Here is a 19,495-nt window from a genome sequence, read left to right as displayed (position 1 = left end):
CTCCTGTGGAATATTGCTGTAAAAAATGATGCTACCGGGAGATGTAGAACGCCCACAGGCCTGCTTACATCCGGATGTTGCGTCATGTTGCACGGTGCAGTTGAAGCGCTTCGTCCAGAAAGGCGACCTGTTTTTGGTTGAGCAGTAATTTTGCGGCGTCATAGGTAAACCAGCCGGCTTTATCCACCTCAGGATAAGTTTTGCGTTTGCCTGATTTGGGCGGCCATTCTATTTCAAAGGTATTACTGGTAATTTTTTCCGGGTCCGGCGCTCCTGTGGCAGCCCAGCAAAGTACCTGCTTGCCGCCTTTCTGTACCACCGGTGTGAGCGGCGTAAAAGGGCCCACCGGCTGGTAGCCTGTTTCTTCTTCAAATTCCCTGATAGCCGCTGCCAGCGGCTCTTCGCCGGGCATCAGTTCTCCTTTGGGAACCGTCCACCAGCCTGCATCTTTGCGGGCAAAAAAGGGACCGCCCGGATGAACCAGGAAAAATTCCGGTGTATCATGTACATAGCGGATCAGGAGTATACCGGCGCTTTGTTTCATAATAGGTCAAACATACAACAATCCGGGCAGGTGAAGGGGATGGGTATTATAGCTATCTTCAACCAGCCTAAGCCTCATGAATCATGAATATTTTTAATGCTGTTAAAGCCATCTTCAGAAAAAAAAGCGATGCTGCTGTAGAAATCCCTCCCGAAAGAGACAATAAAATCAGGGATGAACGGAACTGGCTCAAAGAGTTGAACAAGCGGGTGAATAAACGACTGGTATGGGCCGAAGCCCAGACCCCCTGGCTGGAGGAGGCTTATGGGCAGGACTTCTACGCCTTTTTATATTCACCGGACCTTGATCATACGATCCGCACAAAGGTACTGCAAAGACTATGGGATATAAACAACACATATGATTGCCTCGATAATAATCATTGGGAGAAGAAGCATCCGTTTAATTTCCCGGGTCCATTTTACACGGGTGAATCCGACAGTTGCGGAACCGGTGACGGTGCGGCTCCTTTAAACGTATTGTATGACGACTGCGCGCAGGAGTATGTTTTCAGGCAACCCCGGAATTATGCAGAACTGGTATGTGTGCTGGAGGCGGCTGCAGTGGAAGTATTCGATAGTTATTCCAGCGACGGCAATGAATTATGGACTTATCAGGAATGCAAAGCCTGGTGGAGCAACAAAGCATCGCTGATACATGAACTGAATCAAGCAGGTTTATGTGAAGTAAACGGCGGCCGGGAAAAAATGTACCTCGAATATCTCCGGACGGATGCGGAAACCGACCTCAGGAAGTATTGCTATTTCCTCGAACATCAGCATTACCCGGCTCATGAAAAGATAGTTTTACCGGATTTGTAAGGATCACTTATGGGGTCCCGCCATTAAAAAGATGGGCTCAGTCCCTGTTCAGCCCCTGATAAGCCCTATCCCAGTGCCATATAACCGGTATTTGTTAGATACGGGTTATATGGCGCTCAACTTTATTTTATTAAGGTGATCTGTACCTTATGTGGTTGCCCTGAACAGGCATGTCATTACTTGTTATCCTGTAGTTTATCCTTGCCCAGGTAGGTGAAAATCTCTTCCACCGCTTTTTTATAACCGCCAGCTTCCCGGAAGGAGGCACTGATCTTTTTGATATTTTCCAGGTAGCCTGGTTCATCGATCACTTTCTCTACCGCCAGGCGCAATGTTTCCGGGGTAAGCGTGTCCGCATTCAGGGAAATGGCTGCACCCAGTTCTTCCGCTCTCTTAGCCAGCAGTGGCTGATCCGCGCCTAGTGGAAGGGCTACAAAAGGAATGTCGTTATACACCAGGTCACTGATACTGTTCATGCCGGCATGTGTGATCGCGGCAGCAGTATAGGGCAGAACGGCCGACTGCGGCACATAATTTCTCACGATAAAATTCGCAGGAATATCAAACCCGGAAAGATCCACTTCGTAGGCCGCCATTACTACCACTACATCCTGGTCTGCAAAAGTCCTGAAGAAGATGTTATACAGTTCATGATTGTGATTACTGAATATAGTTCCCAGTGAGATGTAAATGACTTTCTTATTTTCCAGCAACTCAAAAGGAAAATCCATATTTTCTTTGCGTTCAAATACGGGCGGCCCCACAAATTTATAGCGATCGTCGAAGTATGCTTCGTCGGGTGCAAAATACCTGGAAGTATACACGAGATTGATATCCCCGGTATTCAGGATCAGTTGAAAGAAGTTTTCCGGCAGCTGTACACCGTAAGTATCATTAATGCGTTGTGATGTTTGCTGGTAGGCATCTATCATTTCCTGCATACCCGGAAAAAACGGATCTTCCGCTGTATCCGATGCTTCAAAGAAATCCCGCAATCCTGCAAATACCGCCAGTGATGATACGGTCGGGATTTTTAACAATGGCGCCAACACTTTTGTAAAAGGAAATGCAGCAGAGTGGATAATATAATCGAATGAATGATCTTTAATCTGGTACAGGATATCAGCTATAATTTTATCGGCAGATGTGATCACGCGGACCATCGGATCATCGCTGCCATCGCCGCTGTCTGGTTTAAAGATATTGAGGTCCTCTGCATAGGCGGCAAAAGTAGCGCCGGCCGCCTCTATTTTCTCTTTAAATTCCAGGGAAGAAAAGTAAAATATTTCCTCTCCCTGTTTTACTAATTCGCTGACCAGTCCTAAGGTTGGGTTAACATGCCCATGAGAAGGCAGACCCAGAAAGAGCACTTTTGACATATAAGTTTTATTAAATGATGGTGGAGCAATGGCTTTTTTAGCGGTTGCCTGTAGTGTAGACGGGCGAGTCAGCTTTTTATTTTAGCAGAGAGAAAAAGTAATGGGAATGTTACTTTTGTGAGGATATGAAAGATGCATACAGCAGAATACGGGATAATAATTGTTTTGTTCTTTATGCAGCGAACGAAATGCTTTTACTGGGTGGGGTGCATGAAGAGGGATATCTGCTGAACGAACATACGAGGGAGGTGTTTTCGTTGGGTTGGTTTTACGGCAATCCTTTGTGCGGGCTTATTGCAGGTGACAATACCTGGGCGTTGATGGGGGGACGGAGCAACTGATCATCTGGAAGCAGGGAGTGATATCGGACATTGATCTGAAAGTGGTGGTTGATATGCGTCAGCTCACGGAACAGAAAGTACATTGTTTAACCGATCCCTGGAGTGTAGACGCCGCAGTGTGGGAAATCGATACCAATACCCTCACAACAAAAAAAATAAAACCTTTTACAGATTACTTTCATCAACCTTTTACGGAAGATGTAATCTGGTAAAAGTCCGTTTATCCGCAACCGTTAGTCCGTTTTATCTCACATGTCTGGTAAATCTTTTTTAATATGAACACAACATCAGCTAACCGCGCAGCAGCCTTCCGTGCGCTCCATGAGCAACCGGATATTTTCGTAGTGGCCAACCCATGGGATGCCGGTTCCGCCAAGGTACTGGCTGCACTGGGTTACAAAGCACTGGCAACGACCAGCGCCGGATTGGCCTTTTCTCTCGGAAAAACGGATGGTCACGCATCTATCACGCGGGAAGAAACCCTGTTGAATGTACAGCACATCCTGGATGCTACACCCTTGCCGGTATCTGCTGATCTGGAAAACGGATATGGCGATGATCCTGCCACCTGTGCGGAAACGATTCTGCTGGCAGCCAAAGCAGGACTCGCCGGCGGCTCTATAGAAGATGCCACCGGCCGCCCCGGAGATCCGATTTATCCGTTTGAACTGGCATTGGAAAGAGTAAAGGCTGCCGTTGCTGCGGCGAAGAGTTTAGCACATCCCTTTACGCTCACGGCGAGGGCTGAAAACCTCATCTACGGCAGGCCCGACCTGAAAGACACGATCCGCCGCCTGGAAGCCTTTGCAGATGCAGGTGCAGATGTATTGTTTGCACCAGGACTGAAAACCTACGAGGAAATAGCTGCGGTGGTAAAGGCAGTAGCACCCCGGCCCGTGAACGTAGTCATGGGACTTTCCGGCGGCAATTTCTCGCTGGAAGGTTTGCAAAATATCGGTGTGAAAAGGGTGAGCCTGGGCTCTTCCCTGGTGAGAGCGGCTTTTGGCGGGATGTTCAGGGCAGCGGAAGAAATTCTGCAGCAGGGAACATTCACTTATGCTGAATCAGCGAAGCCATATGCAGCGCTCAATCAGTTATTCGGAGAGTCGCTTTGACGGAACATACTGACCATATGATCGATGGCGCCTGCTGAATGCAGCGCTTCGGTTTGTTCCATCGTCATTTTTGCAATGGCGGAAGCACGGGTGCGCATCTGCTGCTCATAGCCGGCAATAGCGCTGCGAAGGTCTGATACTGTTTCGCTGGTGAGCCATTCACTTAATTCCAGTGCATCGAGCATGGCCATGTTTACACCTTCACCGGCAAAGGGAGGCATCAGGTGTGCGGCATCGCCCAGCATGGTAAGATTGGATTGTGCTTCCCATTGCTGATCCAGCGGCATGCAGTATTGCGGCCGTACGATAAATTTCGGCAGGCCCTGATCAAATATTTCCAGCCAGGAAGCATCCCATCCGGCATAGGTATCTTTAAACCAGGCCAGTACCTGCGCTTTATCGCTGAAATCAATGCCGTTATCGCGGTACCAGTGTTCATCGGTTTTGACGCCGGTATAGAACACAAGACTACCATCTCCTTTGGCGCTGAAAATGAGTGTTTTTTCATCTCCCATAGCGAAGATTTTGCCGCCATTCACCAGCTGATGCAAGGTAGGCGCAACAGTAGCGGAATCATATACCACCCCTTCTACCATGGTTACACCAGAATAGAACGGACGGATAGGGGTGAGGAATGGCCGTATTTTGGAGTTGGCGCCATCTGAGGCAATAACGATGTCGGCATAGGCGGTGTGGCCGTTTTGAAATACGAGCTGCCAGCCTTCGCCGTCGCTGCTCATCGTAACAAACTGACTGTCCCATATCACCGTACCTGGTTGCAATGATTCCAGCATAATTTTTCTCAGCGGACCACGGTCAATTTCCGGACGGAAATATTCGCCACTTTCGGGTTCATTTTCTCTCTCGTCTTCGTCCATCACGATGTGCGCATGTTTATCCATGATACGCAGCTTATCGGCGCCGGGGCGGTAATTCGCCTGGAAAGCTTCCATCAGCCCCGCTTTTCGTAATGCTTTCAACCCGGAGTCGTCATGAAGGTCGAGGGTAGCGCCTTGTACACGTACATCTTTGTTGAGATCCCTTTCGTACACGTGTACATCTGCCCCACTTATTTGTAGCAGTCTCGCCAGGGTAAGTCCACCCGGGCCACCGCCCACGATAGCTATTTTTTTGTTGTTCAGAAGGTGCATATTAATAGTGATTATGTTATAATAAAATACTTTTGATCACGCTGTCGCAGCATTCCAATATTACAGTTTCGCTGATGATTTGTTTGGGCCGCTGCTGGTAATCGAAATACTCATTCATCAGCTCAAAAACCGGGGAAAACAGTAATGCCAGGTATATTTCATGCGGGTAATGTTTGATGATACGGGCAGCTGCCTGCGATTCAAAAAAGCGGAGAATTGGTGCGAAATACTGTCCTTCTCTGATATTCCGTTGCTGGAACGCTTTGTTCAAAAGGGGAGAGGATTTCCCGTACTGCATCAGCCGGAAGGCCGGTTGGTGCTGCCGGAAGTAATGGAAGATATTCAGCCAGAGCTTTCTCATACCGGTTTGAAAATCCATTGTATCGCTGAAACCATCAAGCATGGCGGTTTCATAGTTGCCCAGTACTTCTTCTATAAAAAGCTTGATCAGAAGGTCTTCCTTATTCTCATATTTTATATAAATAGTACGGGGAGATACATTCGCCGCTTTAGCCAGCTTCTGCATACTCAGGTTCTCCAGGCCTTCTTCCGAAATAATCTGTAACGCAATGTTACGGATAGCGGCTTCCTTGTCTAAATCTTTAGGTCTCATATTATCATCCGGAAGGGGGATATCTTCCTGCTGATACAAAGTAAATGAACATTTACTTACTGGCAAAATGTTTTGCAAAAAAAGATGTTAAGCGTTTGTGAAGAGAAGTTTGTTGAAATATCCGGGACAGGTTGCAGTGGTCATTTTACCTGCAGGGGGAATAAATTTTTTTAGTAAGCGAATGGTACCTTATAAGGAAGGGAGTGTATTATATAGTGTGGAATTGCAGGGAATGCTTTTTTATATACTTATTAAAGATAAAAAGAATGTCTATGGATGTATCAATACCCGACTATATATTTTATGAGCATCTGCTAACTGCAGCATAACCGGAGACATTTTCAGGGAAGGGAAGTTAAACCCAATTGCCCCTATATTTTACCCATTTTCCACATGATTGACCTATATTTTTTGATCCCATTATTTGTTTAAAATGAATATTCAGGTGAGTGGTTGTTAAGTTTTGTTGAACGCCTTAAAAGTGGCTGTTCAGGTTGTCGTATGTCTTCTTTACAGAGATACGGCATAAACCCATGTTACCTGTCATGCTTAATAATTTGAATGATATGTCTTCCGGAAAATTTTTCTTGCAGTTATTAATGTGTATGAGTATAATCCTTCACGTAGTTGCACAGCGTGATTACAGCAAGTGGGTATACGATCGTCGTGTAACCGGAAATTCAGGCTATCAGTTTCGTTCAAAGGATGAACGTTATGAAGGCCTGTTTAATCCAGACTTTGTAGGGGAACGGTTTAAATTGGTGGCTGTATTGAGGGGCGACTTTTCCTACGAACTTGCAGATAATGCCAACCTGGTATTTCAGTTTCCTGCTAAAATAAAATACGATCGCATTGGTATCATAGGGGAAAGTTATGGGCTCGATATCAACTATCATCTGGATCTGATCGTGAACCGGAATGAGCGCAAAGTGGTTCCGGTTAAGTCGGTCTTACAACCCCAGCACATCTATGCATCTAATCTGGGTATTTATGGCTATGTAGGAGATCCGGAATCGCCTGAACTGTTTATCCCGGTAAACATTGATCCCGGAAAGCAGGGCGATATTTCCGTAACAATTGTGGCCGCAGAAGATGTGGAGAAAGTGATGTGGAGATATGCCAAAGCCAGAAATGGTGTTTGTGAAGGGTATGGAAACTGGAAGGTAGTCAATGATTTTTTTCCGCAGCACGAGGGCATTAACATACCACTGGAAATAGGAAGCGAAGTGGATACCGGGGAGGAGATATGTGTTGATATGCAGTTCCAGGTGAAAGGAAGAAGTGCGCCGTTGTCAATGAAAACGTTTAAGATTTTAATTATTCATTAACGGATATTCCAGGAGAAAAAAAATGCCAGTACGCAGAAGTTGGAAGGCAAATATGGCCAGGAAAAACAGTGTTTGCGGAAGTTTTTTTACTGCTTTTATTCTGTTTTTCAGGCATAACAGGGCTATCAGGAGGGCTAACAGGATCTACTGGGATAAGGGCCCCTTCGATAGCACCTATCTTAAAAGCCGGAAAGATATCCAGGACATAGATGAGTTATTTTCTATTAACCTGGGATACCTGATCAACTGGCTGATTCCTGTATTCATGGGGATGGGCTGGTATGCACTTTTGAAGGTTCCACATACCAGGTTGGTGGCTGATTTGCAGGTGGCGGGTGTAAGTTGGGAAACCAGTGCCCGAAATCATGCATCCGCAGAAATAATTCATCTGAATATGGTTTCCAATGATACGGCCCGTCTTTACATACCGCCGGCACATGTCACAGAAAATACTGGTTCGCATACGTATCCGGGTACCGTGTCCATGATGTTATGCCGGAGTGATACACCCAATCCCATTTATCTTAAGTATATCCGTTTCCCTGATAACAGCAAATTGGCAGTATACAGAGACGACCCAAAGTCGTTGTCCATTTGGGTGGCCAGGGGGCAGGGTAACCCGTTGGATTCAGTTTTTGGCTTTAGTCTCGAATTCAAAGAGAAGAACATTGTTCACAGCCATGATACGAATCCGGTGGGAGATGGCATTACCCTGCAGAAACTAAGTTTCGAAAAATCATTGACAGATCTTAAATGGTACCGGTTATCATTAAGTGATCCTGAAGATTGGTATGCAGAACAAATTTTTTTTACCAGTCATCCGGTATTTCATATGGCCAGGAATGCCGGTGAGCCTGTGGTGTCGTCTATTATATCTGGCAAGTTGTTGTTACCCGAAATAAATGATCCTCCCATTCAATTAAATACAAAGGATGAGGTAAAACTGGTATTTAAAAATCCGGTTGAATTATCCCTGAAGAATAATAGCGAAGGATTATTCGTACACATGGAGGGAGAAGCAACGGAGATTGTTTGTGGTCACGGACAAGATGGTAAAGGCGATAACCGGATGCCAACGCAGTTGAAAGTATGGAATGAAGGGGCACCCTACCTGGGGGCGGTACTTGCAGGTGCTATACCATTGATTTTAGCATTGTTTTTCAGACAACGGAAGGCGTTATGAGGATACTTTACTGTTTACCTTCTTTATTACTATTGGTTTCTCTGGCGGTGGCACAAAGAAAGGAATCTGCTATTTCATTGAGGCCTATGTTGGTCCGCATCGTCACGGAAGAAGCAAATGGAAATGGTTTTGTAGTGGGTAAAACAGGCGACTCTATCTATATTGTTACGGCACGGCATGTAACAGAGACAGTAAAAGATAAAAACCATATACCGCTCGATTTCGGCGGAAACGAAAAGGATATCATTGGCGGCCAGGTGGTGTATACCGGCGAAGGAGATGATGATGTGGCACTATTGGCGGCTTATCAGCCAGCGTTCAATTTTACGCCGCTTTCCATTGAGGAGCGTCCGGATTTTAATGCAGACCTGTTCTATATCGAGACTTTTGGAGCGAAAGATACGCTCCCGTTGGATTTTAATGCCTCCTTTAAATGTGCCAATGATGAGAAATACAGGTACCAGGTTTACCTGAGGGGGCTTAGCGGAGGACATTCAGGTGGCCCGGTGTTCAATGCTGCTACCAATTGTATCATTGGAGTCGTTTTAGAGGGTGGCTATCCGGCAATACTCATGCAGATCGAGCGGATCCGGATGCTCATACAGGATAAATTCAATAGTCACTGGCAATTAAAACAATATTGATATGATGAAAAGTGGTGTAGCAGTTAGCTTTTTCTTCCTTTTAACCACGGCTGTTGCCGCGCAAACTAAAGTGAGCAGAACCCTGCAGGATAATATTGTTAAGGTTACCGGGACTGCCGGCACCAATAAAGAGGATCCAAAATATGGCCTCGTAGTAGGAAGTAATAAAGAAACAAGTGATACCTTGTATTTCATCCTGATCTATTCCAAAAAACAGCGGAATAGCTTAAAGAAAGAAGTCAATGTATTATTCAGTACCGAAAAAAGCGCAACGAAAAAAGATAACAGCGCCAAAGGCATAGGCGTCGAGCGGAATAACCATATTGAGATAGGCGAATACGTAATTGCACTGTATGCAGCAGCTACACGTCATCAGATCGCAAAACCTTTCTTTGCTGCCATTAATCCCAAAGTAACAGATGGATATAAGATTTATGATGACCGTAATGATGAACTCAATAACTTTTACGCATTTCTGAGCAAACATAAAATCAGTAAACCGGAAGTGAAAGCGAATGGTTCAAAGCAATATGGCTTTATGCTGGACAGACAGGACTTTGCCCTGGCGCGTAATGGCTTGCCGGTGGTAGACTCAAATGGGATATTGATTGGGGTTGCTGCCGAAAATCAGCAGCAAAGATCCTTCTCTGTACTCGATATGATGGAGATCCGGAATAAACTGGCGAGGGTAGCAGGCAGATACGAATGTAAGTACTTTAATCTTATAGAGGAAGGACAGCAGCGCACTCCCTGCGAACAACTCGCCCTGGATGTTCTTAATAACGATAAAAGAAAACAGGCGGAAAAAGACCGCATAGACAAACTTAGCAGACTTGAAAGGAGAAATGAACGGCGGGATCGGGATTACCTGATTGCTGTTAGTTTGGGCGGCAACCTGGGTGCTGGTTCGCTTAGAATGAATAACTCTTCAGGCATCGACCTGAAGATGGGGTATGGCTTTGGTGCCAATATTCATATCCGCCCCGATAGCAAGGGACTGGGATTTACACTAAAGCCCCGCTACAACATTTTCGAAGTGGGCCTGGGCGATTATCAGAATGAGGCAAATACTTCATTTAAGGTCACCAGTATCAAAGCAACTTCCTATGAAGTACCGGTGATGCTGGCATTGACCAACAGGTATCCGGATGGCAACTATTTTTATGCCATCGGATACGTAGGAGGGATTCAAAAAATAACCTCTTATACGGCATCTATTGGTCAGGAGGATCCCCAAAGCCGCCCTGTAATAAGTTATCCCCAGACCATTCACAAAGGGATGCTGGAAATCGGATGCGAATCAGGAATGCTCAGGTATAGTTTTTGGGCGGCGTATCAGTTTAGCCCGTTGCTTTACAACGACTACCAGATAATCGTAGATGGTAAGTACTTCAAACCATTCCAGGAAGTGAAAACAGGCCATTACAGCTTTGGAGTTGATGTAGCGCTGCGGCTATGGGGCAGATGGAAGAATGGTAACAAAATATAACCACTCTTATTTATCTGCTGGTACAAATACTTTTTTCCAGCTATAGGTGGAAGCAGAGCCCGCTGCTGCGGCTTTCTGTGTAACGATCAACCTGTCTTCTGTCAGTTCTTCTACCAACATGAGTTGATTAATCTGATTAACGCTGTCTAATGTGTAGGGCGCATTCATCATGTAGAGATAGATTTTATTCTGATCTTCCAGCATCCAGAAGCCTTTATCAGCTGCCTGTGTTTTGCCGCAAAAATTTCTGCCAATATAATATTGGTAAGAATGACTGGTATCAGCCTCACTATTTCCAAAAATCATTTCCTGGTCGGTGTAACAGTTCTGGTTGATACTGGTGTACAGTTCGAAAATATCCGTAAAATATCTTGTTTCGTTGGTGAAATCATAAGGAAACGCAGGGCTGGATGTCCAGGATTGTAGTTTCCAATGATGTTTTCGTAGTAAGGCATTGACCGTAGGAAGATCTTTCTCTTCTTTACAACTTAACACAAATAAAAACGGAAATAAGTAGGGGAGGAATGGGGGGCTTTTTTTCATCACCAAATATACTGAAATATGTATAATTTGCGCACCAATTTAGGACTATGAAAAAGATTGTACCTGTTTTATTTTTCGCTTTTTTTATTGCTTGCCAGGAGCGGGTGGAGAAAACAACTGATACTTCAAAAACGGATACCACCTTACCGGTAGCTGTTGCTGTACCACCGGTTGCTGAAAATGAGGAAGCGGCCCGTTATCCGGGCGATAGCGGCTATGCCGGAAGCATTCTTACTACGGGTGAGTTTCATGATGATGAAGTAAAAGAAAGCGATGCGAAAAAAAACTGGATAGGTATTTTCAGCAATGATACCGGTTATTATCTGGCCCCCGCCAATGTAAAACTGAAACGCGTTAACGATGCGGTGGTTGATGAAGAAGGACAGATGACAGGTTGGGAAGTAAAAACGGATCATAAAGATAGCGTTGTATTGTTGATAGCCGGACTTGATCTTCTTCGGGAAGGGCCTCTTACCCGGATTGCTTTATCAAAGGACCAACTGCAACCCGGCGATAGTCTTCCATTCCGTTTTTCAGGGGTTAACTACGTATTGCATGCCTCCGGTAATCGTGTCAAAAGAGACGGGGATTACCAGGTAGAAGACTATAAACTGTTTCTTTCTGTTGAGAAAGACGGACATCGCACTACAGAACTACTGGCGGCGCAGCCCAATTTTGATGATAATATGATCCGGATCCTGTTTGCCGGCGATATAGACGGCGATGGCAAGCCAGATCTGTTGCTGGACGGCTCCTGGCATTACAATGTGACCGCACCTACGCTATACCTGTCGAAGCCTGCAGAAGCCGGACATCTGCTGAAAGTAACTGCCAGGCATACTGCAGTTGGCTGCTGACCAGACGCATACCGGTACGCGGCACAGATATTGTTTGTGGTTTAATCCAAACAACAGATATCATGAATGTAAAACGGCTCTTTGGCAGCATCCTCACTATCCTGGGTATCATCGGCCTCATTTATGCAGGTTATGGTTTTATCAAACAAAACATGCAGTGGCGGGAGCTACTGGTGGCGGCAGTGATAGGCCTCGTATTTTTTGTATCGGGTATAGGTCTGGTAAAGAATACAAAGGACGAGGCATAGCCCGTCTCTTAAATTCATTTATCTTCTCTATCTTGTAGCAAAACTTACACACTCAAACCTATTTCCGATATGGGATTTTTTTCAGGTCTCCTGGGCAACGCCGCTAATGTTAGCCAGGAGCAGATTATCAAAGATTATGGCAAGCTTTTGATCGATTCAGAGCATGTGGAACTCGGCTTTAAACTGATCCGGGATACTTTCATTTTTACCAACAAACGTCTCATTCTGATAGATAAGCAGGGACTTACCGGCAGTAAAACAGAGTACCGGAGCATCACCTATAAAAGCATTTCCAGGTTCAGTATTGAAACAGCAGGTACCTTCGACCTGGACGCGGAACTGAAGATCTGGGTCTCCGGTGAAATCAATCCCAGTGTAAAGAAACAGTTTAGTAAATCGGTGGATGTATACGAAGTACAGAAAGTACTCGCGCACTATGTACTGAACTAATCCTTTATTCAGGTGTTGAATAGAGCAAAGCCACCATGGGTGGCTTTTTTGTTGCACTTAAACGTGTATATTTAACCTCGCTAAACATATCAGTAATGGAAGTAGGAATAGATAGCTTTGCCGCTACCAGTGGTTTACACAACAAATCATTGGCGGAAAGCAGTATGGATGAAATGTCAGATCTGCTGGACAGAATTGTACTGGCAGATCACGCCGGGCTGGATGTATTTGGTATTGGAGAGCATCACCGGAAAGAGTTTCTTGATTCTGCGCATACCGTTATATTGGCTGCTGCGGCTGCACGTACCAAAAGGATCCGGTTGGCCAGTGCTGTTACGGTGTTAAGTGCAGCTGATCCGGTAAGGGTGTTCCAGAACTTCGCTACCCTCGATATTATTTCCCGTGGCCGCGCCGAAATTGTGGTTGGTCGTGGTTCCTTTATAGAAGCTTATCCGCTGTTTGGCTATAGTTTACAGGACTATGATGCCCTTTTTGTGGAGAAACTGGACCTGTTGCTTAATATCAGGAGTCATGAAGTGGTGAACTGGAAAGGAAAGTTCAGGGCGCCTATCAATAATATTCCCATTTATCCGCGTCCCATCCAGGACCCCTTGCCGGTATGGCTGGGAGTGGGTGGCACGCCACAATCTTTTGCCCGTGCAGGCACGCTTGGGTTGCCGCTCATGGTGGCCATTATAGGTGGCGAAACGCACCGTTTCCGCCCGTTGATAGATCTATACCGGGAAGCTGGCCGCAAAGCCGGACATGGCCCCGAAAAGCTCAAAGTCGGGATACATTCCCTGGGATATGTTGCCGGAGATCGCGAACAGGCTATTAATGACTATTTCCCCGGTTATGCGAAAACATTCACCAAAATTGGAAAGGAAAGAGGATGGGGACCGGTCACCCGGCAACAGTTCGATGCGCAAACTGGTCCTACTGGCGCTTTGCTGGTAGGTGATCCCGAAGAAGTAGCCGCGAAGATCCTCCGTCATAGCGAAGCATTGGGCGGTATCTCCCGGATTACCTTCCAGATGGACAATGCAGGGTTATCACACGAGAAGCTGATGAACGCCATTGAGCTGATCGGAAAGTACATTGTTCCTTTATTGAAGTAGTAACGTCTTTATTTTTTCTCCCGTTCCTGCCACTTCGCCAATACCTTCTTTGTTTCCTCCGGGTAAATACTGATCAGATGTGTACGGATGAAATCCGGTACCGGCTTGCTTTGCCCGTCAGTGAGAAGGGTAATGCCCCGGGAGGGCAATGCCGGCATATGACAGTCGATGCAGTTCGCTGCCAGTAAAGCGGCAGGCATATCCTTATTAGAGCAGAAATTATGCTTCTCAGTGGTATGGCAGTTCATACAGCGCTGTGAAAACGTGGCCACATCATTTGTTTCTTTTGTATGCGGCTGATGGCAGGAAGAGCAATTCATATCTGTACTGCGGATCGCACACTGACTGGCCGTGAACAGCTGGTATTGCGTGCCGTGAACATCCATTTCCGTAGGTTTGGCTGGCTTGCCCGTTGCCGGAAAAAAATAATCGGAGAGCGGATCTCCAGGTTTATAGGTAAAGGCAGGTTTCTGTGGCGCTTTCAATCCTGAATGACAAAGGCCGCACATATCCAGCCGTTGCTGATTATTCAGCGAGGAAAAAGTGGTGATATACTTTGGCTGTTTTTCTTCCGGATGCGCGGTCTGGAACTCCACATGCGCAGCTGCGGCGCCATGGCAGCGTTCACAGTCGATGCCATATACCAGCTCATTCTTTTCAAATGTTTCGGTCAGTTGCACGCCTTCGATTTTGCTGTCTTTAATGCCCACTGCAGAACTATGACAGCCAAAACAGGTGCTGGGGATTACCCGGTTAAACCGGGGATGATCTGCCGGAAAACCCGGACTGTTGGCCCAGCTGGCCGCCGGTACCAGGTAAGATAGCGGCAACTGGAAATATTTATCTGCTTCCCAGTAAAGATAGGTCTGTGCCTTTGTGCCGGAACCAATGGCAATATCAAATCGATGACGCTCCCGGAGGGTGTCGTTCCGGTAGGCCGACTGATAGAGGGCACTATCCAGCGTTTCCATCTTCAGGACCTCCCCATTTGCGTATCTGAAAATATTATCGGGAGAAAGAAAGGATCCTTTAACCGTGGTGGCAGAAGCAGGGGAAGAGGTATGATGATGCGCCGAAGCAAGCCAGGCGTCATATACATTTTTGTGGCAGCCCATGCAGGTGGCGGCGCCGGCAAAGGCCTGGCCTCTGAGATCTTCTTTACGGGAGGGCCGGCTGATACACTGTGAAAGAAGGATAATACAAGTTAGCAGGGACCCGGATACAAACAGTAAACGTTTACTCATAACGTGGAAATGTATCTAAAGATACAAATCCGGACGACAAATCCATTAGCTGCCGAGTTGGGTGGGCAAACCGTCCATGCTCACCAGGTTTTTCTCCGCCTTGTAAATCTCCAGTCCTTCAGGCCCCTTATTGGCAGCCCATTTGGCGGCATGATCCCGCTCACCGGTATAATCGTATAATGGCACGCCGAAACCGCAGGAGGTTTGCACCTTATGTATATCGGCCACAATGATCTGCCGGGTGGCCGGCAACAGGTGGAACATTTCAGACAGGGAAGGCCACTCCGGATCGTCCGGCAATACCGTATAGCCCTTACCGTATAAACGGAGAATATTGGGCGGTCCGTCGAAAGCACAAAACATAAAGGTAATGCGCCCGTTTTCGAGCAGATGTGCAGAGGTTTCATTACCACTGCCCACTATATCGAGGTAGGCAACCCGGGTCGCAGAAAGCACGCGGAAACTGTCGAGCCCTTTGGGCGAAAGATTAACATGGCCGCTTTCACTGAGCGGGGCAGACGCTACAAAGAACATTTTCTGTGCAGCAATGAAGTCCTGGTGCGTTGACTTGATCTCATCAAAAAACTTTCCCATAAAAAGCAGCATTTAAGGGGAATGATCCGTTAAAGATACGCATTTTTTTAGGGACAGATGCCGTACATTTGAGGATCACAAAGTACCAATGAAGCACTGCCAGTATCGCCTGGCAGGAAAAATATACTACATGAAGGCTGTCAACATATTATTGCTCCTCTGCGTACTATCCTCCTGCAAAAGCAAATGGGAAAAGACACATCCGGTGGAAGAAAGCATTACGGAATCTGTGTACGCTTCCGGTGTTATTAAAAGCAGGCATCAATACCAGGTGTTCTCCAAGGTCAACGGATTGATCGTCGATATTCCTGTTACCGAAGGGGATACGGTGAAAAAGGGAGATGCCATCCTTCGCATTCTCAATGAAACCGCGAAACTGAACACGGAAAATGCTGCACTCGCTGCCGCCTATTCCGCCGTAGGCGCCAATACTCAGAAACTCAACGAACTAAAGGTCAATATCGATCTTGCCAGGATAAAGCTCAGCAACGATTCCCTGCTGCTCGAACGGCAACGCCGTCTCTGGCAACAACAGATCGGCAGCCAGCATCAGTTAGAACAAGCCGAACTGGCGTATAAAAGTTCCCGGACCTCTTATGATATTGCCCTGCTTAAATACAATGACCTGCAGAAGCAACTGGATTTTGCAGCAAAACAATCCGGTAAAAACCTGGAGATCAGCCATACACAAAGCGATGATTACATTGTGAGGAGCGACATCAACGGCAGAGTATATAGTTTACCGAAGAAGGCAGGGGAAATGGCCACTACACAAAATCCTGTGGCCATCATCGGTGATGCCCGCGATTTTTACCTCGAACTCCAGGCCGATGAATACGATATTGCCCGCATCCAGCTGGGACAAAAAGTGTTTATCACGCTGGACAGCTATAAGGGACAGGCTTTTGAGGCCAGCGTGGAAAAGATCTACCCGATAATGAATGAACGCTCCCGGTCTTTCACCATCGATGCACACTTCGTTAAACAACCGCCGGTCATTTATCCCAACATGACCCTGGAGGCCAATATCGTTATTCAACAGAAAGATAAAGCGCTCACCATCCCCCGTAATTATTTACTGGATGATGACCAGGTATTGCTGGAGAATAAAGAGAAGAAGAAAGTAGTAACAGGACTGAAAGATTATCAGAAAGTAGAAATCCTCAGCGGACTCACTCCTGCGGATGTCATCATGAAACCTGCGCCATGAACCACAAACTGATCTTCAGCATATCATGGTCGCTGATGAAGGCGCGCTGGAAGCAAACGCTGATTGCAGCGGTGGGCGTAACTTTCAGCATCACCATGTTTATTGCATTGCTCAGCTTCATGACGGGGCTGAATGGTTTGCTCGACGGGCTGGTACTGAACAGAACGCCGCATGTGCGTATCTACAATGATATTAAACCCAGTAAACATCAGCCGGTTAACCTTTCCGGCGAATACAAACAATCTTACAACTTTATCAAGTCCGTAAAATCCGCCAGCGGACGGCAGGAGATCTATAACAGCGCTGCCATTCTGCAACTGTTAAAAAATGATAACCGGGTAGTGGGCATTGCGCCTAAGATCATTGCCCCGGTGTTTTTTAATGCCGGAACCATCGATATTACCGGTGTTATCAACGGCATCGATGTGCAGTCGGAAAGTGCGTTGTTTCATTTCAACGATTATATCATTACCGGCAAGGCCATTGATCTGAAAAATGTACCCAACAGTATTATCCTGGGCAAAGGCGTGGCCGATAAATTACTGGCAGATCCCGGAGACGTACTGCAGGTGACCACTTCACAGGGTGATATCATGCCGTTGAAAGTAGTGGGTTATTTCCAGTCGGGCCTGCAGGATTTTGATAAAGTGCAATGTTATACGTCTATCAATACGGCGCAGAAGTTATTGGGGAAACCGAATAATTACCTCACCGATATCCAGGTGAAGCTGACAGACCTGAACCAGGCGCCCGTAGTGGCAAAAGAGTATGGCGCGTTGTTTCAGGCAGATACGGAAGATATCCAGACGGCCAATTCACAGTTTGAAACGGGTAGTTTTATCAGGACGCTGATTTCTTATTCCGTAGGTATTACGCTGTTGATTGTAGCGGGTTTCGGGATTTATAATATCCTGAACATGATGATCTACGAGAAAATGGATGCCATTGCCATTATGAAAGCCACTGGTTTTTCGGGGAGTGATGTGAACCGGATTTTCATCGTGATTGCCCTGAGCATCGGCTTTTTCGGCGGTGTGATCGGGTTGTTCCTGGGTTTTGGTTTGTCGGTGGTGATCGACAATATTCCTTTCAGAACGGCAGCGTTGCCCACTATTACTACGTTTCCGGTGAATTATAACCCGGCATTTTATTTTATAGGTGCAATCTTTTCACTGGTGACTACCTACTTCGCCGGCTATTTCCCTGCGCGGAAGGCCAGCAAGGTAGATCCCGTGATCATCATAAGAGGAAAATAAAGATGAGTGAGGTTATTCTGCAAGCCAGTCATATCAGTAAATCATTTCATGATCCGGTGACGATACCGGTGCTGAATGACCTGAGTCTGTCTATCAATAAAGGGGAGTTTGTTTCGGTAGTCGGGAAGTCCGGCTGCGGCAAATCTACCTTGCTCTATATCCTGTCTACCATGGATACGGATTATGAAGGGCAGTTGTGGATTGATCAGCAACTGGTCACCAACCAGAAAGAAAAGCAGCTGGCGCGTATCCGGAATGAAAAGATCGGGTTTGTGTTCCAGTTCCATTATCTCCTGAACGAATTCAGTGTACTCAGGAACGTGATGCTGCCCGGATTAAAGCTCAATAAGTACGGAGAGCAGGAAATAGAACACAGGGCCATGGAGCGGCTTAAAATGCTGCATATCGATGATCTTGCACTGAAGAGTGCCAACCAGTTGTCGGGCGGACAAAAACAACGGGTAGCTATTGCCCGGGCGCTGATCAATGATCCTGCTATTATTATGGGAGATGAGCCTACCGGTAACCTCGACAAGAAAAATGGCCAGATCGTGTTTGACATCTTTAAGGAGCTGTCTTTAAAATACCAGCAAACCCTGCTTATTGTCACACACGACCCGGAGTTTGCAGAAAATACCAACCGTATTATTGAAATGGAAGATGGCCGGATTATCCGTCAGTAATTATAACAGTTTCTTCGCGGCATCTTCCCAGTTCAGGATCCGCTCATAGCCTTGTTCATGCACATTATGATGACCATGATACAGGTAAGGCTTTCCTTTGAAGTTGGTGAAATTGCGGGTCAGGTCATCGATCATGATGTCGGTCTGTACAATAGATTTATCGCCGCAGAGGCAATACTGGCGCCAGTTGAGGAACGAAAAATGCTCCTGCAGCCAGTCGTATTTATCTATCAGCGAGGTGGGAAATTCCATCGCAGCAGATACGATATATAGCTTATATTTTTTATTCAGTTCTTTCAGCACTTCTACTGCATTGGGAAAAATCTCCAGGTCGCGGAAGAAGCCCGGTGTATTCAGGTATTCCTTGATCTTTGCTTTATGTTCTTCCGGAAGAATATCTGATAATGTTTTACCATGTAGTTCCTCGGTGGTAAATGTTCTTCCAAAATCTCTGAAATACCATTCCCTGGCCTTTTTGATTGGGTCTGCAATGGTTTCGTCCATGTCGATGGCAATAGATAGTTGCATTGTTTCCTGTTTTTTGTGTAGCTAATATAATGAAAATGTGGAGAGCGTGCTTTCGGTGCTTTTTGTGTTTTATGGAGAAGAAACGGGTTATGCCTGTTGGGGTGGAATGATAACGGGGAGACAAAAGCGGATGCGCTTCATATCTCCCCGGTTATC

22 protein-coding genes are annotated in these 19,495 nt (G+C 46.3%); 14 read left to right on the top strand and 8 right to left on the bottom strand.

Features of this window, described 5'->3' with window-relative positions:
* Positions 1 to 82: 82 nt before the first annotated feature.
* On the bottom strand, positions 83 to 544 hold the full coding sequence (locus BMW79_RS20310; protein WP_089897525.1) for an NUDIX domain-containing protein: 462 nt from the start codon (positions 542 to 544) through the stop codon (positions 83 to 85).
* Positions 545 to 627: 83 nt separating this feature from the next.
* Here BMW79_RS20310 and BMW79_RS20305 point away from each other — a divergent pair, with 83 nt between their 5' ends.
* Positions 628 to 1,365, top strand: a complete 738-nt coding sequence (locus BMW79_RS20305; protein ID WP_089897523.1) for a hypothetical protein — start codon at positions 628 to 630, stop codon at positions 1,363 to 1,365.
* Positions 1,366 to 1,541: 176 nt separating this feature from the next.
* Here the strand turns inward: BMW79_RS20305 and BMW79_RS20300 are convergent, their stop codons facing one another.
* Positions 1,542 to 2,744 carry a macrolide family glycosyltransferase gene (locus tag BMW79_RS20300; RefSeq protein WP_089897521.1) on the bottom strand — a complete coding sequence of 401 codons (1,203 nt, stop codon included), beginning with the start codon at positions 2,742 to 2,744 and terminating at the stop codon, positions 1,542 to 1,544.
* A gap of 358 nt (positions 2,745 to 3,102) precedes the next feature.
* Between BMW79_RS20300 and BMW79_RS20290 the strand changes: the two genes are divergently transcribed.
* Together BMW79_RS20290 and BMW79_RS20285 are read left to right on the top strand one after the other, a co-directional pair.
* Entirely contained in the window at positions 3,103 to 3,297 is a 195-nt protein-coding gene (locus BMW79_RS20290; RefSeq protein ID WP_089897517.1) for a hypothetical protein, read from the top strand.
* 63 nt (positions 3,298 to 3,360) lie between these two features.
* Complete coding sequence (locus BMW79_RS20285) at positions 3,361 to 4,200, top strand: isocitrate lyase/PEP mutase family protein (RefSeq protein WP_089897515.1); 840 nt, start codon at positions 3,361 to 3,363, stop codon at positions 4,198 to 4,200.
* On the opposite strand, the gene BMW79_RS20280 is transcribed toward BMW79_RS20285, so the two are convergent.
* Both BMW79_RS20280 and BMW79_RS20275 read right to left on the bottom strand, forming a co-directional pair.
* A complete protein-coding gene (locus BMW79_RS20280) occupies positions 4,176 to 5,351 on the bottom strand; it encodes an FAD-dependent oxidoreductase (RefSeq protein ID WP_089897512.1) in 1,176 nt (391 codons plus the stop codon). The two genes, BMW79_RS20285 and BMW79_RS20280, sit on opposite strands and share 25 nt — an antisense overlap.
* Before the next feature lie 16 nt (positions 5,352 to 5,367).
* Entirely contained in the window at positions 5,368 to 5,964 is a 597-nt protein-coding gene (locus BMW79_RS20275; protein ID WP_089904000.1) for a TetR/AcrR family transcriptional regulator, read from the bottom strand.
* A 605-nt stretch (positions 5,965 to 6,569) separates the two neighbouring features.
* Between BMW79_RS20275 and BMW79_RS20265 the strand changes: the two genes are divergently transcribed.
* Genes BMW79_RS20265 through BMW79_RS20250 form a run of 4 tightly spaced genes read left to right on the top strand, consistent with a single transcriptional unit; the run spans position 6,570 to position 10,608 of the window.
* Entirely contained in the window at positions 6,570 to 7,292 is a 723-nt protein-coding gene (locus BMW79_RS20265) for a hypothetical protein (protein ID WP_143059228.1), read from the top strand.
* 22 nt (positions 7,293 to 7,314) lie between these two features.
* Positions 7,315 to 8,475 carry a hypothetical protein gene (locus BMW79_RS20260; RefSeq protein WP_143059227.1) on the top strand — a complete coding sequence of 387 codons (1,161 nt, stop codon included), beginning with the start codon at positions 7,315 to 7,317 and terminating at the stop codon, positions 8,473 to 8,475.
* Complete coding sequence (locus tag BMW79_RS20255) at positions 8,472 to 9,119, top strand: S1 family peptidase (protein ID WP_089897503.1); 648 nt, start codon at positions 8,472 to 8,474, stop codon at positions 9,117 to 9,119. Before BMW79_RS20260 ends, BMW79_RS20255 begins: the two co-directional genes overlap by 4 nt.
* Before the next feature lies 1 nt (position 9,120).
* A complete protein-coding gene (locus tag BMW79_RS20250) occupies positions 9,121 to 10,608 on the top strand; it encodes a hypothetical protein (RefSeq protein WP_089897501.1) in 1,488 nt (495 codons plus the stop codon).
* Between the two features lie 6 nt (positions 10,609 to 10,614).
* On the opposite strand, the gene BMW79_RS20245 is transcribed toward BMW79_RS20250, so the two are convergent.
* The gene (locus BMW79_RS20245) at positions 10,615 to 11,103 is read right to left on the bottom strand and encodes a hypothetical protein (RefSeq protein ID WP_143059226.1); all 489 of its coding nucleotides are present in this window, start codon (positions 11,101 to 11,103) and stop codon (positions 10,615 to 10,617) included.
* A gap of 95 nt (positions 11,104 to 11,198) precedes the next feature.
* Between BMW79_RS20245 and BMW79_RS20240 the strand changes: the two genes are divergently transcribed.
* The 4 genes from BMW79_RS20240 to BMW79_RS20225 all read left to right on the top strand — a co-directional run bounded on the left by BMW79_RS20240 (position 11,199) and on the right by BMW79_RS20225 (position 13,824).
* Positions 11,199 to 12,008 (top strand): hypothetical protein, encoded by an 810-nt coding sequence (locus tag BMW79_RS20240; protein WP_089897496.1) that lies wholly within the window; start codon positions 11,199 to 11,201, stop codon positions 12,006 to 12,008.
* A 62-nt stretch (positions 12,009 to 12,070) separates the two neighbouring features.
* Positions 12,071 to 12,256 (top strand): hypothetical protein, encoded by a 186-nt coding sequence (locus tag BMW79_RS20235; RefSeq protein WP_089897494.1) that lies wholly within the window; start codon positions 12,071 to 12,073, stop codon positions 12,254 to 12,256.
* Between the two features lie 69 nt (positions 12,257 to 12,325).
* On the top strand, positions 12,326 to 12,706 hold the full coding sequence (locus BMW79_RS20230) for a PH domain-containing protein (protein ID WP_089897492.1): 381 nt from the start codon (positions 12,326 to 12,328) through the stop codon (positions 12,704 to 12,706).
* A gap of 95 nt (positions 12,707 to 12,801) precedes the next feature.
* Positions 12,802 to 13,824, top strand: coding sequence for an LLM class flavin-dependent oxidoreductase (locus BMW79_RS20225; RefSeq protein WP_089897490.1), 1,023 nt, complete (start codon positions 12,802 to 12,804; stop codon positions 13,822 to 13,824).
* Between the two features lie 8 nt (positions 13,825 to 13,832).
* On the opposite strand, the gene BMW79_RS20220 is transcribed toward BMW79_RS20225, so the two are convergent.
* Together BMW79_RS20220 and BMW79_RS20215 are read right to left on the bottom strand one after the other, a co-directional pair.
* On the bottom strand, positions 13,833 to 15,068 hold the full coding sequence (locus BMW79_RS20220) for a multiheme c-type cytochrome (RefSeq protein WP_089897488.1): 1,236 nt from the start codon (positions 15,066 to 15,068) through the stop codon (positions 13,833 to 13,835).
* Positions 15,069 to 15,113: 45 nt separating this feature from the next.
* Positions 15,114 to 15,662 carry a pyridoxamine 5'-phosphate oxidase family protein gene (locus BMW79_RS20215; protein WP_089903997.1) on the bottom strand — a complete coding sequence of 183 codons (549 nt, stop codon included), beginning with the start codon at positions 15,660 to 15,662 and terminating at the stop codon, positions 15,114 to 15,116.
* Between the two features lie 130 nt (positions 15,663 to 15,792).
* Here BMW79_RS20215 and BMW79_RS20210 point away from each other — a divergent pair, with 130 nt between their 5' ends.
* The 3 genes from BMW79_RS20210 to BMW79_RS20200 are packed head-to-tail and all read left to right on the top strand — an operon-like array spanning position 15,793 to position 18,811.
* The gene (locus BMW79_RS20210; protein ID WP_089897486.1) at positions 15,793 to 16,872 is read left to right on the top strand and encodes an efflux RND transporter periplasmic adaptor subunit; all 1,080 of its coding nucleotides are present in this window, start codon (positions 15,793 to 15,795) and stop codon (positions 16,870 to 16,872) included.
* On the top strand, positions 16,869 to 18,128 hold the full coding sequence (locus BMW79_RS20205) for an ABC transporter permease (RefSeq protein WP_089897483.1): 1,260 nt from the start codon (positions 16,869 to 16,871) through the stop codon (positions 18,126 to 18,128). The genes BMW79_RS20210 and BMW79_RS20205 overlap by 4 nt, the downstream gene beginning before the upstream one ends.
* Positions 18,129 to 18,130: 2 nt before the next feature.
* On the top strand, positions 18,131 to 18,811 hold the full coding sequence (locus BMW79_RS20200; RefSeq protein WP_089897481.1) for an ABC transporter ATP-binding protein: 681 nt from the start codon (positions 18,131 to 18,133) through the stop codon (positions 18,809 to 18,811).
* Here the strand turns inward: BMW79_RS20200 and BMW79_RS20195 are convergent, their stop codons facing one another.
* A complete protein-coding gene (locus tag BMW79_RS20195) occupies positions 18,812 to 19,339 on the bottom strand; it encodes a 5' nucleotidase, NT5C type (RefSeq protein ID WP_089897478.1) in 528 nt (175 codons plus the stop codon). It abuts the gene before it with no gap.
* Positions 19,340 to 19,495: the final 156 nt, after the last annotated feature.

The organism is Chitinophaga arvensicola, assembly GCF_900110835.1.
Lineage (GTDB): Bacteria > Bacteroidota > Bacteroidia > Chitinophagales > Chitinophagaceae > Chitinophaga > Chitinophaga arvensicola.
Note: the sequence above shows the minus strand (reverse complement) of the source record. Positions and strands in the feature narration are given on the sequence as shown.